At 69.3% G+C, this 15,320-nt stretch carries 13 protein-coding genes; 5 read left to right on the top strand and 8 right to left on the bottom strand.

Translation table 11 applies throughout. The features are described from left to right. Nucleotides 1-5 precede the first annotated feature (5 nt). The 4 genes from ACW5EG_RS15525 to ACW5EG_RS15510 form a co-directional block, all read right to left on the bottom strand. Entirely contained in the window at nt 6-1,058 is a 1,053-nt protein-coding gene (locus ACW5EG_RS15525) for a glycoside hydrolase family 11 protein (protein ID WP_457020198.1), read from the bottom strand. A gap of 505 nt (nt 1,059-1,563) precedes the next feature. Further along, nucleotides 1,564-3,492 (bottom strand): metallophosphoesterase, encoded by a 1,929-nt coding sequence (locus tag ACW5EG_RS15520; protein WP_457022232.1) that lies wholly within the window; start codon nt 3,490-3,492, stop codon nt 1,564-1,566. Between the two features lie 231 nt (nt 3,493-3,723). After that, a complete protein-coding gene (locus tag ACW5EG_RS15515; protein ID WP_457020200.1) occupies nt 3,724-6,519 on the bottom strand; it encodes a TonB-dependent receptor in 2,796 nt (931 codons plus the stop codon). Between the two features lie 222 nt (nt 6,520-6,741). Next, on the bottom strand, nt 6,742-7,605 hold the full coding sequence (locus ACW5EG_RS15510) for a type II toxin-antitoxin system RelE/ParE family toxin (protein ID WP_457022230.1): 864 nt from the start codon (nt 7,603-7,605) through the stop codon (nt 6,742-6,744). Between the two features lie 168 nt (nt 7,606-7,773). Between ACW5EG_RS15510 and ACW5EG_RS15505 the strand changes: the two genes are divergently transcribed. Then, the gene (locus ACW5EG_RS15505) at nt 7,774-7,965 is read left to right on the top strand and encodes a hypothetical protein (RefSeq protein ID WP_457020204.1); all 192 of its coding nucleotides are present in this window, start codon (nt 7,774-7,776) and stop codon (nt 7,963-7,965) included. Between the two features lie 13 nt (nt 7,966-7,978). On the opposite strand, the gene ACW5EG_RS15500 is transcribed toward ACW5EG_RS15505, so the two are convergent. After that, the gene (locus ACW5EG_RS15500; RefSeq protein WP_457020206.1) at nt 7,979-8,230 is read right to left on the bottom strand and encodes a hypothetical protein; all 252 of its coding nucleotides are present in this window, start codon (nt 8,228-8,230) and stop codon (nt 7,979-7,981) included. Between the two features lie 215 nt (nt 8,231-8,445). Between ACW5EG_RS15500 and dbpA the strand changes: the two genes are divergently transcribed. Both dbpA and ACW5EG_RS15490 read left to right on the top strand, forming a co-directional pair. Next, complete coding sequence (dbpA, locus tag ACW5EG_RS15495) at nt 8,446-9,828, top strand: ATP-dependent RNA helicase DbpA (protein ID WP_457020208.1); 1,383 nt, start codon at nt 8,446-8,448, stop codon at nt 9,826-9,828. A gap of 81 nt (nt 9,829-9,909) precedes the next feature. Next, nucleotides 9,910-10,524 (top strand): DUF2242 domain-containing protein, encoded by a 615-nt coding sequence (locus tag ACW5EG_RS15490; protein WP_457022228.1) that lies wholly within the window; start codon nt 9,910-9,912, stop codon nt 10,522-10,524. 143 nt (nt 10,525-10,667) lie between these two features. On the opposite strand, the gene ACW5EG_RS15485 is transcribed toward ACW5EG_RS15490, so the two are convergent. Both ACW5EG_RS15485 and ACW5EG_RS15480 read right to left on the bottom strand, forming a co-directional pair. Next, a complete protein-coding gene (locus ACW5EG_RS15485; protein ID WP_457022226.1) occupies nt 10,668-10,877 on the bottom strand; it encodes a hypothetical protein in 210 nt (69 codons plus the stop codon). Nucleotides 10,878-10,995: 118 nt separating this feature from the next. After that, nucleotides 10,996-12,135 carry an MFS transporter gene (locus tag ACW5EG_RS15480; RefSeq protein WP_457020212.1) on the bottom strand — a complete coding sequence of 380 codons (1,140 nt, stop codon included), beginning with the start codon at nt 12,133-12,135 and terminating at the stop codon, nt 10,996-10,998. A 191-nt stretch (nt 12,136-12,326) separates the two neighbouring features. Here ACW5EG_RS15480 and ACW5EG_RS15475 point away from each other — a divergent pair, with 191 nt between their 5' ends. Beyond that, nucleotides 12,327-13,157 carry a polysaccharide deacetylase family protein gene (locus ACW5EG_RS15475; protein WP_457022224.1) on the top strand — a complete coding sequence of 277 codons (831 nt, stop codon included), beginning with the start codon at nt 12,327-12,329 and terminating at the stop codon, nt 13,155-13,157. Here the strand turns inward: ACW5EG_RS15475 and ACW5EG_RS15470 are convergent. Beyond that, nucleotides 13,138-13,917: a ThuA domain-containing protein gene (locus tag ACW5EG_RS15470; RefSeq protein ID WP_457020215.1), complete on the bottom strand. Its 780-nt coding sequence runs from the start codon at nt 13,915-13,917 to the stop codon at nt 13,138-13,140. The two genes, ACW5EG_RS15475 and ACW5EG_RS15470, sit on opposite strands and share 20 nt — an antisense overlap. A 324-nt stretch (nt 13,918-14,241) precedes the next feature. Here ACW5EG_RS15470 and ACW5EG_RS15465 point away from each other — a divergent pair, with 324 nt between their 5' ends. Continuing rightward, nucleotides 14,242-15,306: a diguanylate cyclase gene (locus ACW5EG_RS15465; RefSeq protein ID WP_457022222.1), complete on the top strand. Its 1,065-nt coding sequence runs from the start codon at nt 14,242-14,244 to the stop codon at nt 15,304-15,306. Nucleotides 15,307-15,320 lie beyond the last annotated feature (14 nt).

Here is a 15,320-nt window from a genome sequence, read left to right as displayed (position 1 = left end):
TCCGGTCAGAGGTTGCCGTAGCCGATGGCGCCATTGCAGTGCAGCCACTCGCTGCCACCGCTGCCGCCGCCGCACTGGCCGTTCTGGTACACGCCGGTGTTGTAGCTCTGCGCCTCGGACTGTCGGACCGCACCGTTGACGCTGATGTAATCCACCTGCACGTCGCGGTTGCCGCCGTCGTTGGTGAACTCCACCAGCGAGCCGCCCGACGCCGACGTGGTCGCCGTGTAGTTCGACATGCTGGTGGTCAGCGTCCAGCTGGCGACGGTGGCGTTGTTGACCTTGAGCGAGATGTTCTCGCCGCCGGCGGTGCCGCGCGCGCGCACCACGATGGTCTTGTTGCCGGTGTTGCCACCGCCACCGCCGCCGCCCGTGCCGGAACTGATGGTGATGTCGCTGCTGCCCTGGCTCTGGTAGCCCTCGGTGGCAAACACCATGTAATCGTGGTTGCCCAGGTTGAGCCCGCGACTGGCCCAGTAGTTGAAGTGGTTGGCCACGGTGATGGTGCCGGAGATGTTGCCGAAGCCCTTCTTCGGATTGCGCACGCTGAAATACTGGTAGAACGTGCTGCTGTTGCCCTCGATCGAGGGCGCATTGACGCGCTGGCAGCGACGTACGTTGTAGGTCGCGCCGTCGCTCTGGAAGCTGCCGTAGTCGACGCCGCCCGAGCAGCTGGCCGGGTTGTAGGAGCCGTAGCTCTCGATGACGTAGTACTCGATCAGCGGACTGCGGGTCCAGCCGTACAGCGCCAGGTAGGAGTTCTGGCTGTTGTTGACGCCGTAGTAGCCCGAGTAGTTGACCACGCGCGGGCCACCCGGATTCCAGCCCTTGCCGCCGACCCAGTTGTTGGTGTTGCTGCTCCACTGCGACTGGTAGCGGCCGCCCGGGTGCAGCGTCATCGAGGCGTTGCCCGAGTCTTTCCAGAAGGTGTAGTAGTAGCCGTCATGCGTGCCGGTGGAATTGCTGGTCAGGGTCTGCGCGTGTGCGCTGCCGGCCATTACGCCGATGGCGCAGGCCAGGACGGTGGTGGCAAGACTGCCGTGTGTGTTGAACTTCATCATCTTGAGTCTCCAAATGCAGTGGTGCCCGTGTGGCCTCGGCGTGCCGCGGTCCGTGGGTCCGTTGAAGGGATTGCATGGATGATGGATGCCCTGCGGATGCAGGACCGGGGGCAATGCCGCGCCACCTTTGTGACCGTGCCTGCCGCGACGTCGACGGCGAAACGCGATGGCGCCACGCACGAGTGCGTGGAATCGATTGCTTCAACACGACAGCCCCTCCCTGGGTACTGCGAGTGCGTAATGCTCTGCTTGCGTCCAAGCTGAATGGTAGCGCTACCATTCAGCGCGCGGATTAGTAGCAGGTAGGCGCGGCCGGAAACGCGAACTGGTTCGCGTTTCTGCGCACCGTGCGCCGGGCGCAGCCGATATGCGCCAACACTGTGATGCAGTCGCATTCGAATTGGTCTGCGTGCACGTGTGGACCAGCGCTGTCATGTGCACTGCAGCAATCGGGAACGTGCGTGCGCAGCATTGTCGATTCAGCATGCCCGCCATCAACGCATCACAAGGGCGCAGGCTGTCCCGACAGGTCGGTCACCTCGCCACTGGCAAGGTCCAGGCGCACATGCGCAGTACGCTCGCCGGCCGCGAGCGTGAGCAGGAGCGCCATCAGCGGCCGGAAGCGCGCCTGGAACAGTTCGTCGGGGGTGTTGGCATTGCTGGGCCGCCCCGCTTCCATCCGCAGCTGCACGCTGCTCGGCGCGAGCACCCGGGCCAGCAGCCGATACTGCGCCGCGCGCGCGGCTGGAATGTCGGCGAAAGCCAGATCCCCGGCCTTGGCCAGGCGGAAGAAATCAGTGGCCAGCTCAAGCGCGGTCCACTGGGCGAAGTGCTCCAGCCGCATGCCCTCCGCCGCAGCCAGCGCACGTGCCTGCAACGTGGCCATGGCGAGGTCTGCCGCGAAGTCGGCGGCTGGTGCGCCTTGGTCGCCCGCGTCGTACAGACAGTCGAAGAACGCTGGCGTCAGGCCGCCGCGCGTGCCGGCAGCGGCCAGTTGCCCGAGCGTCACCGTGGTCCGCAGCTGCGACCACACCAGCAGGTCGGCCCCCGACAGCGGACTCCTGACCAGTTCGCGCATCTCGCAGGGCCAGTCCTCGTCCAGCAACCGCAGGCGCACCAGCTCATCCAGGTAGCGACGGGTGAAATCGCGGTAGCTGGTGGCTTCGAGGATGGACACGTCCCACTGCGCCTGTCCCCGTGCGTGTTCGGCCCGGTACAGGTCGAACAGTTCGTCGAAGCGCGGTACATCGTCCAGGCGCACGGTCCGCACCTCGGCGCGTTCGCTGCCGTCGAGCGTCATCAGCGTGTAGGCCGGAACATAGGCCGCCAGCGACGGCGCCTGGACGTTGAACAGCACCCTGCTGCCGCCGCGATGCACGGCCAGGTTGTTGAGATGCATGTGGCCGCCAACGTGCAGCCTCAGGCCCGTGGCGGCAAGCGCGGCAGTGGTGTCCTGCCGCGGCCGCCGCGCCAGCTGCATGGCCCGGTCGCCGAACAGCGCAGCGATGTCATCCGAGGCGTCGTTGTAGAACTCGGCCATCGGAAAGTGGCTGAAGGCCAGCACCTGCTTGCCCAGCGCCTCACCGCGTGCCACCACATCGGCAAGCCACGCAATCACGTGCGGCCGATGCGCAAGCATGGCGTCATGGCCCTGGTTGCCCGAGCCGGTGAAGTCATCGCGCCCCCGCCCCGTGGGCACATGGATGCCGGCATCGAGGCTCACCAGCCACAGACCGGACACCGGCTCGACCAGGTAGCTGGCGTCGGCCACCATCCTGCACGCGCGCCGGCCACCCGCCGCACCGGGCGCCGCCGCTTCGCCGCACACCACATGGCGGCGCCGCTCCCAGCCAGCCTGCGCCAGTGCGGTGGCGTGGTCGTAATCGGCATGGGCGTAGTGGCTGTAGGGCGTTTCGTAATAAAGGTACTGCGGCTGCGGCATGAAGCCGTGGCGCGCGAGCATGGCGGTGATGCCGGCATGACCGAGGCTGCGGATTTCCTCGGTGCACCAGGCCGCGCCGATCCTGGCCCAGGGACCGGCATAGGACGTGCGGCAGGCCTCGCTGCCGCCGCGACTGTGCACCGGCTGGGCGACGCCGATCTCGCCGGTGAGCGGGTCGGTTCCCAGGAAATCATCGCCACCGGCCTGGTCATACGGGCGCACCGGGTCGTGGTTGCCCGGCGCTGCGAAGAACGCCACGCCGTGGCGTGCCGCGTACGCATCCAGGATCCGCACCAGCCCGCGCATGTGCACCGGCTGGCCGTCATCGGAAAAGTCACCGGGCAGCACGACAAGCCTGGCGCCACGTGCGATGGCATCGTCCAGCGCGGCCAGGAAGGCGAAGTAGTTCTCGTTGAACAGGCGCGTCGATGCCAGCTGCGCCTGCATGGGGCGGATGGTCGCGTTGCGCCCGTTGCGCGGATTGCGCACGCCCGGGAAGGAGCCTCGAAGCCCGCGTAGACATCGTGGAAGTGCACGTCGGGCATGAACGCGATGCGCAGCGACGCCGGCGGGGACGCCGGCGGCACGTCCTGCGCCGCCGCTCCGCCGGAGGCATGGACGACGCCACCGGCTGCAGCCAGCAGCAGGGCGCAAGCGGCCCGCAGCACCATCGCCGCGCCGTTGCCGGATGTCCTCACGCCCGCTACCGTCCTGCCCGGATCAGAAGTCGACCCGCACGCCCAGGCTGACCCGGCGCCCGGACAGCTCGTACATCGTCGGGAACGAGGGATCCATGGTGTAGCCGGTGGTCTCCTCGTCGGTGACGTTGATGGCCTTGAGACTGAGCTTGACGTTGTCGCCCACCCGGTAGCCGATCGAGACATCGGTCTGCCCGTAGGCATCGCGGTAGATCGGATACATGTTGTAGCCCAGGCCCTCGACGTACTCGCCCTTGTGGTTGTGCGACATGCGCGCGTCGAAGCGGTCGTTGTCGTAGTACAGGGTCAGGTTCCAGGTCTTCTCCGCCAGCCCGGGCATCGGCGTGCGGATGCCGAGCGAAGACTCGCCGGCCAGCGAACTCTCCAGCGCCGTGTAGTTGGCGTTGACGCCGAACCCCTGCAGTGCCGGATGCAGCGAACCCAGCGGCAGGTGTCCGATCAACTCCACGCCGTCGACGTCATAGGCCCCTGCAGCATTCACCGGCTGGTAGACGTCGAAGTCGTAGTGGCCGTTGAGCGTGCCGTTGGCGTTGTACACGGCCACGTTCGGGACCACGCCGGTGAGGGCGCTGACGACCACGCCCTCGATCTTCTTGCGGAAGTAGGAGGCGGCCAGCAGACCGCCGTTGTCCAGGTATTTCTCCAGGCCGATCTCCCACTGCTGGGCGGAGGTGGGTTCCAGGCCCGGATTGCCGTCGGTGAAACGGAACGAACTCCAGCTGGCGGTGCGCTTGTAGGCCAGGTCGGTCAGCGCCGGGCGCATCAGGGTTTCGGAGGCCGCGGCGCGCAGCAGCAGTCCGTCAGACAGCTCCGCAGTAAGGTTCAGTGCCGGCAGCAGCTTGGAGTAGTTGCCTTCGCGCGACACCGGATCGTCGGTGAAGCCCGGCGTGCCGTCCGGGTTCTGCACCGGGTGGTAGCCAAATGACAGGACCGAGGTGTCCACGTAGCGCGCGCCGGCGTTGAGCGTCACCGGCACCTGGCCCAGGTCGAAGGCGAAGTCCGCCATCGCGTACAGGCTGGCCACCTCCTCGTCCACCCGGTAGTACTCACCGTCGGCAAACGGCGTGTCGAAGCCGGGGTAGCGGAAGGTGGCGCGTGCGTCGTCGTTGGCAACCTGGCTCCAGGCCAGGTCGCGGGCCCGGTAGCGGCCACCGGGGACGATGTCGGCAACCGGGCGCAGCACGCTGTCGGCCAGGGTGCGTACGTTGGCCCAGGAACTGTCGCCGTCCGCGGGGCCATGGATGTTGCGCTGCCCGTACTGGCGCTGCTTGGACTTGTCGGTATAGCGGGTGCCGAACTGCACCTGGCGCAGCGCCGGCAGGAAGGCCAGGTCCAGCTGCCTGCCCACATTGAGCTGCGCTGCGTACTTGTCGTCGCTCACCTGCTCGAGGCTGGTCTCGTAGGCCTCGAACAGGTAGCTCTCCGGCGCGTCGTACATGTCGATGGTCGCCGGATTGGCGCTGGGGATGGTCTCGCCGCCCCGGTCTGTCCAACGGGTGCGCGAAGGTGCATAGGCCACGTGCTTGAGGTTGGCGTAGTCCACGGTGCGGTCCGCGCCCGAGTAGCCTGCCATGGCGTCGATGCTCCAGCTGTCTCCGCGCCAGTCCAGCGCCAGGCTGTACTGTGCGTAGTCGTTGTCGCTGATGCGCTGCTTGCTCAGGAACTCGTGCTGCGTGGCGGTATAGGACACGTCGCGCAGCACCACCATGCCGTGCTCGGCCAGGGTGGTGGCGTCGTACTCGTGGATGGTTTCGAGCGTGCTGCGGCTGGACGCGGAATAGGCCGCGGCATCGTACTCGTCCTCGACCGTGTCGTAGCCGCCGAGCATCGCGTCGAAGGACAGGCTGAAGGCATGGCTTGGGCGGTACTGCAGCGAGGCGGTGGCGCCCCACTTGTCCTGGTCGTTGAGGAAGACGCGGTCGCCAACCTTGTCCTGGAAGATGATGAGGTTGGTTTCGGCGCTGTCGCCGCGGTCGCGCACGACAACGCCCGCATCGCGCTCCAGCACCGCCTGCGCTTGTTCGCCACGGGTGCCCGAGGCCCCCAGGAAGCGCGACATCGGGCGGAAGTTGATGCCCGAGTTGGCATCGGTGCGGTTTGTCCGCTGCGCGCTGGAGAACGATACCAGGGCGCCCCAGTCGCCCCAGGTGTCGCTGGCCAGCAGCGAGAACTTGGGATCGGTCTCGCCGGAGATCGAGTTGTGCGCGCCCTCGGCCGAGACTGCCAGCTTGCGTCCGGTGTAGTCGAACGGCCGCGCGGTGGAGATCTGCACCGAGCCGGCGATCCCGCCCTCCTCGTCGGCCGCGGTGGGCGACTTCTGCACGGTCACCTGCTGGATGATCTCGGAGGCGAAGATGTCGAACTCGACGTCGCGACCACCGCTGCCGGAAGCCGTGGCGAGGTCGTTGATCGAGACGTGGGTGTACTCCGATGGCAGGCCGCGCACGTTGACCCGCGTGCCCAGGCCCTTGTTGCGCTCGATGGTCACGCCCGGCATGCGCTGCAATGCCTCGGCCAGGTTCTGCTCGGGGAAATCCACCACGTCGGTGGCGACGATGGAGTCGGAGAAACCGACGTTGTCGCGCTTGAGGTCGACCGCGCGCTCGAGGCTGCGGCTGTAGCTGCCGGTCACGCTGACCGCGTCCAGTTGTTTGGGTTCGACCGCGTCGGGCGCATCCTGCGCAAGCGCCTGCAGCGGGACGGCCGCGAGGCCGGCGATGAGCAGGCGACGGATGGCGCGTCCCAGCGTAGTGGGCCGCACCCTGAAGCGGCACGATGGCGGATTGCGATGCGTCATGTGATTGCTGTCCCCGTTGCGTGCCTGCGCACGCAGAAAAAAAGGACCCCGAGTCTCGAGGTCCGTTCGGTCCGGCTTGACCGGACGCGCACAGGCTACGGGGCACATATGACGGGGCAGTTGCATCGCACTGCGCCGGGGCTGCGCAGCGGTGCGGCAAGCGGCGCTGCTGACGCCTTGCAGGGATGCGTCTTCAGCGCTGGCGCGGCAGCGGTGATCCGCTCAGCGGTAGGGCCGCGGCCCGCGCCAGACCAGCTCGCCGCGCCGGTATACCTGGTGCATGGTGATCACCTGGCGTGCGTCGCCGATGTCGGCGAGTTCGGGCGCGTCCGGAGGCAGCAGGCGGCAGGGGCCGGACTCGCGTCGCAGCGCGGTTTCCAGCGGGCAGATCATGTAGTCGCGGGTGCCCGGCAGCGGGATGAAGACCTCGGTCATGCCCTGGTCGCGCCATTCGCGCAGGCGGCTCTCGCTGGCCAGGTCGTAATAGACCTGGTAGCCGCCGGCTTCCATGCTGGGCTGTGCAGACGACCTGTCGCGACGGCGGCTGCGGTCGTTGCCCGGGCCGCTGGTGGGGCCGGCGTGCACCGGCGCGGTGTCGCGGGGAAGCATGCCCGGCGGCTGGCCCCAGCGGTGCTGGGGGCGTCGCGATGTCGGTGGCGGCACCGCGGGCGGCGCGACGGCGGCCTGCGGGCGCGGGACGGTGGCAGGCCGCGCGGGACGCTCGCGGGCCGGCAGCGGCGATTGCGCGGGATCGGTCGAGACCGGCGGCACCGGCGCGTCAGCCAGCTGGACCGGCGTGGACTGCAGGCGCGAGGCGGCCGGCGGCGCAGGCGCGGGCTGGTCCGGCGAAGCGGGCGCGGCGAGCGTGGGCACGGGCTGCGGCGGCGTCTCGCCGATGAAGTCGACCTGGGTGACGCTGCCGCCGGAGGCGCCCTGCGGCGCGCTCACCGTGATCGGCGGCGCCAGCAGCGCCAGCAACAGGCAGGCCAGATGCAGCAGCGCGCTCAGGAGCGCGGCGATCCAGGGTTGCAGGCGTTCGATCCGGGCTTCGACCCTGGCATCGGCCAGGCTCGACGCTTGGCTCATGCTGCAGGAGGCAGATCGGGAAGTTGAGCCTTCATACGGAATCTTGGGGGGCGACCGGCGGCGCAGCATCGTAACGCCTCGGCCCGGCTGGCGGGGCGGGGGTTCACCCCTTGCGCACGCACGCGTCCGCTAGCGTGTCCGCTCCGCCTGCTCTCCACGGAGTACCGCATGGCTTCCCAGCAGCGTGAGATCCCCGGCCAGGCTCCGCATCCGGCCCGCGACCCGATTCCGGATCAGCCGATCGATCCTGTGCCCGACCAGCCCATCGATCCGGTGCCCGACCAGCCGGTCGACCCGATCCCGGACCGTCCGATAGACCCCGTGCCCGACCAGCCGATTGATCCCACCGTGCCCCACTGAGTGCGGGCCGACCCTACATCGGCGGTTCGATGACCTCGTCCAGGCGATCGGACGACACCATGTAGCCGCCATCCTCGACGGCGGCCCGCACCTCCAGCAGCGCGGCTTCCAGTTCGTCCAGCTCGTCCTGCCCGGCAGCGCCGACCAGCTGGATGCAGCGATGGTTGAACCAGTCCCAGAACTGGCGGAACGTCTTGCCGTGCCAGTGGTGGTGGCCGATGCCCTGGTGCAGTTCACCCACCGCAATGGTCAGTTCGTTTTGCATCGCGCGGCCTCGCGGAGTCGGTCGTGGGGGGATGGGGATTGTGGTCTGGTAAAGGCACGGACCGGGCAGCGTTGCGGCGCCGGAACCGCCGCGGCGGGCCCGCACGCGGCACTAGGGGCTCATGGCGCGCCTTCACAACCCGGTCCGCAGCCGGAGATTCCGGTGCATTACGTCGCGACAGGCCGCCTCGCCGCCGTGACCTGCGATCATGGCGCATGAGTACAGCACCCGCCTTCACCACCCTTGCCCTGCCGCCGGCCCTGCTGCAGGGCATCGATGCGCTCGGATACTCGGCGATGACGCCGGTGCAGGCGCAGTCCCTGCCCGCGATCCTAGAGGGTCGCGACGTGATCGCGCAGGCGCCCACGGGCAGCGGCAAGACCGCGGCGTTCGGCCTGGGCCTGCTGTCGCGCGTCGACCCTGCGCGCATCAAGACCCAGGCGCTGGTGCTCTGCCCCACCCGCGAACTGGCCGACCAGGTCGGCAAGCAGCTGCGCAAGCTCGCGACCGGCATCGCCAACCTCAAGCTCTCGATCCTGTGCGGCGGCATTCCGCTGGGCCCGCAGCTGGCCTCGCTGACGCACGACCCCCACGTGGTGGTCGGCACGCCCGGCCGCATCCAGGAGCTGGTGAAGAAGAAGGCGCTGCACCTGGACGGGGTGCGCACCCTGGTGCTGGACGAGGCCGACCGCATGCTCGACATGGGCTTCGAGGAGGCGATCCGCGACATCGTCAAGCGCCTGCCGAAAGAGCGGCAGGGCCTGCTGTTTTCGGCCACCTTTCCCGAGGCGATCCGCACGCTGGGCAACACGATGCTGCGCGATGCGCTCGAGGTCAGCATCGATGGCGGCGCCCAGCCGGCGACGATCCTGCAGCTGTTCTACGAGATCGACCGCGCGCGCCGCCCGCAGTCATTGGGAGCGCTGCTGCTGCTCCATCGTCCCGAGTCGGCGGTGGTGTTCTGCAATACCCGCGCCGACACCGTCGAAGTGGTCGGCTCGCTGACGCATTACGGCTTTTCCGCGCTCGCCCTGCATGGCGACATGGAGCAGCGCGATCGCGACGAGGTACTGGTGCAGTTCGGCAACCGCAGCTGCAGCGTACTGGTGGCCAGCGACGTGGCCGCGCGCGGGCTGGACGTGGAAGACCTGGGCGCGGTGGTGAACTACGAGCTGCCCACCGATGCCGATACCTACCTGCACCGCATCGGCCGCACCGGGCGCGCGGGCCGCGACGGCCTGGCGCTGAGCCTGTGCGCGCCGCGCGAACTGCCGCGTGCGCACATGATCGAGGACCGGCAGCAGCAGGCGCTGCGCTGGGAAAAGCTGGAGCCCCTCACCGGCCCGGCGCACGATGTTCAGCCCGCGGCCATGGCCACGCTGCGCATCGACGCCGGCCGCGTCGACAAGCTGCGCGCAGGCGACATCGTCGGCGCGCTGACCGGCGACGCGGGACTGCACAAGGATGCGATCGGCAGGATCGACGTGTTCGCCACCCGCAGCTATGTCGCCATCAACCGCAGGCACGCGGCGCGCGCGCTGTCGGCCCTGCGCGAAGGCAAGATCAAGGGCCGCAAGTTCCGGGTCAGCCCGCTGTAGCAGCCCGCCAGGACCGGGATTCAGGCCTCCTGCATGGCCTGCCCGCTAGAATCCCCGCCTCTCCGTGCCTACCGCGTCCCGATGCGCTGCAGCTCCCCGCCACGCCGATCCATTGCCCTCGTCGCCGTTGCCGTGCTCGCCCTGGCGGCTTGCGGCTCGAACGGTTCGCGCTCGCAGGCGCCGCCGCTGGGCGAGGTGTTCGGCGCCGATGACACGTACGCGCGCAGCTATCCGGTCGCGCCGGGTGTGGCCTGCGAAGCGACGCGGCGTGCGCTGCTGGGACAGGGCTACATCATCAAGCTGATGGCGCCCGAGGCGCTTGAGGCGTCCAAGCACTTCCAGCCCGAGTCCGACATCCACACCCAGCTCAACGTGCGCGCGACCTGCGTGCCGCAGGTGGACGGCGGCGCGATCGTGTTCATCAACGCGGTGCAGGAGCGCTACGCGCTCCAGGGTCAGTCCAGCTCGGCCAGCCTGGGCGTGAGCATGATCGGCTCGTTCTCGGTCCCGGTGCCGATCGGCGGCGGCAACGCCAACCTGGTGCGCGTGGGCAGCAATACCGTGCAGAACCAGGAGTTCTATACGCGCCTGTTCGACCGCGTCGGCTTTTACCTGCCGGGAACGCCATCGGCCCTCCCGGCGCCGCCACCCGAACCCGAAGCGCCGCCGGATCCGGTGCTGCTCGACCAGTACTGAGGCGGCGCTCCCGCTGATGGCCTTGGCCGGGCGTTGCCGCGCTTGTCCGCACACAGGCGAGCGATCTGCCGCACAGAATCCTGTCATTTCGACCGCAGGGAGAAATCTCCGCTGCATGCGGGACCCTGCGCGCCGCTGGCAGGCTACGCGGCCGCGATGGACGGCAGCTGCGCCTCCGCAACCTGCAGGCTGACTGTCATGCCCGCACGCTGTGCACGCTGGGCACAGGCGCTGGCGTAATCGTTAGCGGCACGGATGTCGACGAAGTAGCCGTCGATGATGCAGTCCCGTGTCACCGCCCAGCCACCTTCTATGTCGGGCTTCACTTCAATCCTGGTACTGGCGTGGGTCACCGGCACACCTCTCGTGGATGCTTCCGCCGTTTGCGGGTCGCGCATCGTAGGCGGCGCAACGTCAATATCTCGTTGCCAATTCGAGAAGGTCTGGTGACACCGTGCCGCAGCGCACGAATCAGCCGCTGCGGCGCCCGATGTGCGAGCCCAGCGTGGCGGCGATGGCCAGTGCGAGCGCCACCAGCAGCAGCGCCGTGGTGAGCGAGGCGCCCTGCGCGACGAAGCCGATCAGGGCCGGCCCGGCCAGGACGCCCGCGTAGCCCAGGGTGGTGACTGCCGGGATCGCCAGGTGGCCGGGCATCCGGGTCTGTTCGCCCGCCAGGGTGAACATCACCGGCACGATGTTGGCGCAGCCCACGCCCAGCAGCGCATAGCCGGCCAGGCCGGTGCCGAGATCGGGCGCCAGCATCGCCAGCGCCAGGCCCGAGGCACCCACCAGCCCGCCGACCAGCACCGTGCGCACGCGGCCGATCCGGGCCACCACGCCGTCGCCGGCCAGCCGGGTCGCGGTCATGGCCAGGTTGAACACCACGAAGCCCCAGCCCGCGCGCTCCAGCTCGACGCCCTTGACCTCGTGCAGGAACACCGCGCTCCAGTCGAGCATCGCGCCTTCGGCCAGGAAGCTCACGAAGCACACCAGGCCGATGCCCAGCACCACGCCGCGCGGCAGCGCGAACACCGCCGAGCCACCCGGCGCGCGTTCGCCGCGCCAGGCGCCGGACGACACGCCCGCCAGCAGCAGCACCAGCGCAGAAACCGCCAGCGTTGCCGCGATGACCGGAGCGCCCGCGCCCAGCATCAGCGTCACCAGCACCGCGCCGGCCAGGCTGCCGATGCTGTAGAAGGCGTGGAAGCCCGACATCATCGGCCGCGCGGCTTCGCGCTCGACGACCACCGCCTGGATGTTCATGGTGCAGTCCATCGCGCCCATCGAAGCGCCGAGCAGCAGCAGCACGCCGCCCAGCTGCCAGGCATCGGACACGACCGCCAGCAGCGGCAGCAGCGCCAGCATCAGCAGCGAGGCGGCCAGCATCACCCGGCGGCAGCCCTGGCGTGCGGCCAGCGCGCCAGCCAGCGGCATCGCCCCCAGCGAGCCGAGGCCCAGGCACAGCAGCACCAGGCCCAGCTGCGCATCGTCCAGCCCGGCGCGCAGCTTGGCGAAGGGCACGATCGGCGCCCAGGTGGCGATGACGAAACCGGGGATGAAGAAGGCGGCGCGGGTCGCGCGCTGCTGCGCGCGTCGTGGATCGGGGGACAAGGGGGACACCGGGGTGCGGGGGAACCGGACACGATAACCGCGCGCCGCGCCGCGCGGAATGCCTGCGCATGCGATGCAGCAATCCGCCGGCACGACCGTGGCCCGCCCGACGGCGGCGGCGGCGGCGGGCGCGCGGCGGGTGGCCATCTGCGGCACCATGCGCGCTTCGGGGAATACAACGGGGGAACATGATGCGCTCAGCACTTCGGATCGGCCTGGCCTGCGCGGCACTGGCGCTGGCAAGCACCGGCGCGGCAGCGGACGACGGCGCCTTTGCCTGGCCACAGGGCCAGCGCGCGGCGGTGAGCCTGTCCTACGACGACACGCTGCCCACGCAACTGGACGTGGCGATTCCGGCGCTCGACCGGCACGGACTGAAGGGCAGCTTCTACCTGACCCTGGCTGCGGAGCCCATGCGCGAACGGCTCGAGGCGTGGCGCGCGGCTGCCCGCAACGGCCACGAGCTGGGCAACCACAGCCTGTTCCACCAGTGCTCGGCGCGGGGGCCGGGGCGCGAGTGGGTGCAGCCGGCGCAGGACCTCGACGCCACCACGGTGGCGCAGATGCGCGCCCAGCTGCAGGTCGCCAACACCATGCTGCACGCCATCGACGGCAGCAGCGAGTTCACCTTCACCGCGCCCTGCGGCGACCGCATGGCAAGCGACGGCGATTACATCGCCGAAGTCGGAGACCTCTTCCTCGGCATCAAGATGGTCGGCGGCGCGATCGTGCCGGACATGCGCACCCTCGATCCCTCCGCGGTGCCGGTGACCGCGCCGGTGGGCGCGAGCGGCGATGCGCTGATCGCACTGGTCGAGGAGGCGGGCCGACGCGGCACGATGGTCAACTTCACCTTCCACGGCATCGGCGGCGACCACCTGTCGATCAGTGCGCAGGCGCACGAGCAACTGCTCGATTTCCTCGCCGACAACCGCGAGCTCTACTGGACCGACACCTTCCGCAACCAGATGCGCTGGCTGCGCGAACAGCGCGGCGAGGCGGTCAGTCCGCCGTCGCGCTGACGCCGCGGCCGGTTGCCGCCCACCACAGCCCGCCGTAGAGGTGCTGCAGGTAGGCCGCATCGTCATAGGCCGCCGGCGGATGGCCCAGCGCGGTGACGAACACGCGGCCGCCGTCGTAGGCGTGGTACCAGGCCACCGGGTGCTCGCTGCCCATGCCGCGCGCGACCTGCCCCGGCCAGATGCGGGTCGGGTCGTAGCTGGACTCGTCCACTGACAGCACGGTGTGCAGCCCTTCGACCAGCGGCGCGTCGAACTCGTACCACTCGTCGCTCCAGATCCAGCGCGCGGGCAGGCCGAAGGTGGCCGGGAACGACGCATCCTCCACCCGCACCGTCGCGGTCTGCACCATCGGATGGATACGGAACGCGCGCCCGATCATGCGCTCGAACCACGGCCAGTCGCCCGGCGGGTTGAAGATCAGCGCGCGATGCACCGCCACCACCCCGCCGCCTGCGCGCACGTAGGCCTCGAGCGCGCCGCGCTGGCCCTTCGCCAGCTCATCGCCGGGCGTGTTGAGCAGCATCACCGCGGCGTACGCGGAGAGGTCCCCATCGAAGGGCGTGGTGTTCCAGCTCCAGTCCAGGTCGAAGCCGTGCTGGCGCGCCATCTGCTCCAGGCGCGGCTTGGCCACCACCGTGTAGTCATGGTGGTAGCGGTTGGGGGCGGCCACCACCAGCACCCGGAACTGGCCCTGTGCCAGCACCGGCGGGGACGGGAGCAGCAGCAGCGCAAGCGCGCACAGCATCAGGATCTTCTTCATGCCCGCATGATAGCCAGCCGCGATACGGTCTTCGCGGCACCTTCGCGGCCGGCTGTGATAGCGCTTCGCCCAATCTGTCCCACCCCGGTTGCGGCCCCCGCGCCATCGTGACCACGCCGGCGACGGCACCGGGAATCACGGACCGGCAGCGCCAGGGGTCGCCGGCTTCGTCGTCCCGCTCACGTGCGATGCCCCGTTACAATACTGATCCGCATGGAACATCCATGCGCCGCAGCGATCGAAGACTCGCGGCAGACAGGGGGGGATGCAGTGCACGCTGGCAAGCTCCATTGGGTCGTCACGCTCAACCGGCGCAACCGGTCCTTGTTCTTTGCGCTCGGCCTGTTCGTGCTCGGCCCCCACCTGGCCTACCTGCAGGCCGGTCCGCTGATGTGGACGCTGCTGGCGCTGCAGCTGCTGGTCTATCCGCAGCTGGTGTACTGGCGCGCCGCGCGCTCGCCCGATCCGCTGCGCGCGGAGCTGCAGAACCTGCTGCTCGACGGCGTGCTGCTGGGCGCCTGGATCGCGGTCTGGGGCCTGCCGCTGTGGATCAGCTTCACGCTCTTCGTCGGTGTGTGCCTGAACGTGGTGATCTTCATGGGCGTGCCCGGGATGTGGAAGGGCATCGCTTCGCTGGTTGCCGGCGCGGCCGTGGTGGCGCTGGTGAACGGGCTCGAATTCCGGCCGCACACCGAGCTGCACACCTCGCTGCTGTGCATCGTGCTGCTCACCGCCTACCTGCTGTTCTTCGCCAACGACGCCCATCGCCGCGGCATCAAGCTGCGCGACAGCCGCTGGCAGCTCGGCAAGCAGCTGGCCGAGATCACCAGTCTGCAGTCGCAGCTGCAGGAACAGGCCGAGCGCGATCCGCTCACCGGCCTGCACAATCGCCGTTTCCTGGACGATGCACTGGAGCGCGAGCTGGCCAGCTGCACCCAGTCCGGCGTGCCGCTGACCCTGGTGCTGATCGACATCGACCGCTTCAAGCGCATCAACGACACCTACGGCCATCCGGCCGGCGACGAGATGATCCGGCGCCTGGCCGACCTGCTGCGCGAGCGCGTGCGCGACGACGGCCTGATCGCCTGCCGCTACGGCGGCGAGGAGTTCTTGATGCTGCTGCCCGGCACGCCGGTGGCCGAAGCGCTGGACATGGCGGAGGAACTGCGCGCGACCTTCGAGTCGCTGCAGGTGGTTTCAGCGGGCCAGTCGATGTGCACCACGCTGTCGATCGGCGTGGCCGGTTGTCCCGACCACGGCACCCAGGCACAGCCACTGGTGCTGCGCGCCGACCAGGCGCTGTACGAAGCCAAGCTGCGCGGTCGCAACCGCGTGGTGCGTGCGAGCGATGCGCGGGCACCCACCCGCGCGCTCGCCGATCCGGCCTGAGCGCGCCGGCGGCA

Source organism: Luteimonas sp. A611, assembly GCF_054072715.1.
Note: the sequence above shows the minus strand (reverse complement) of the source record. Positions and strands in the feature narration are given on the sequence as shown.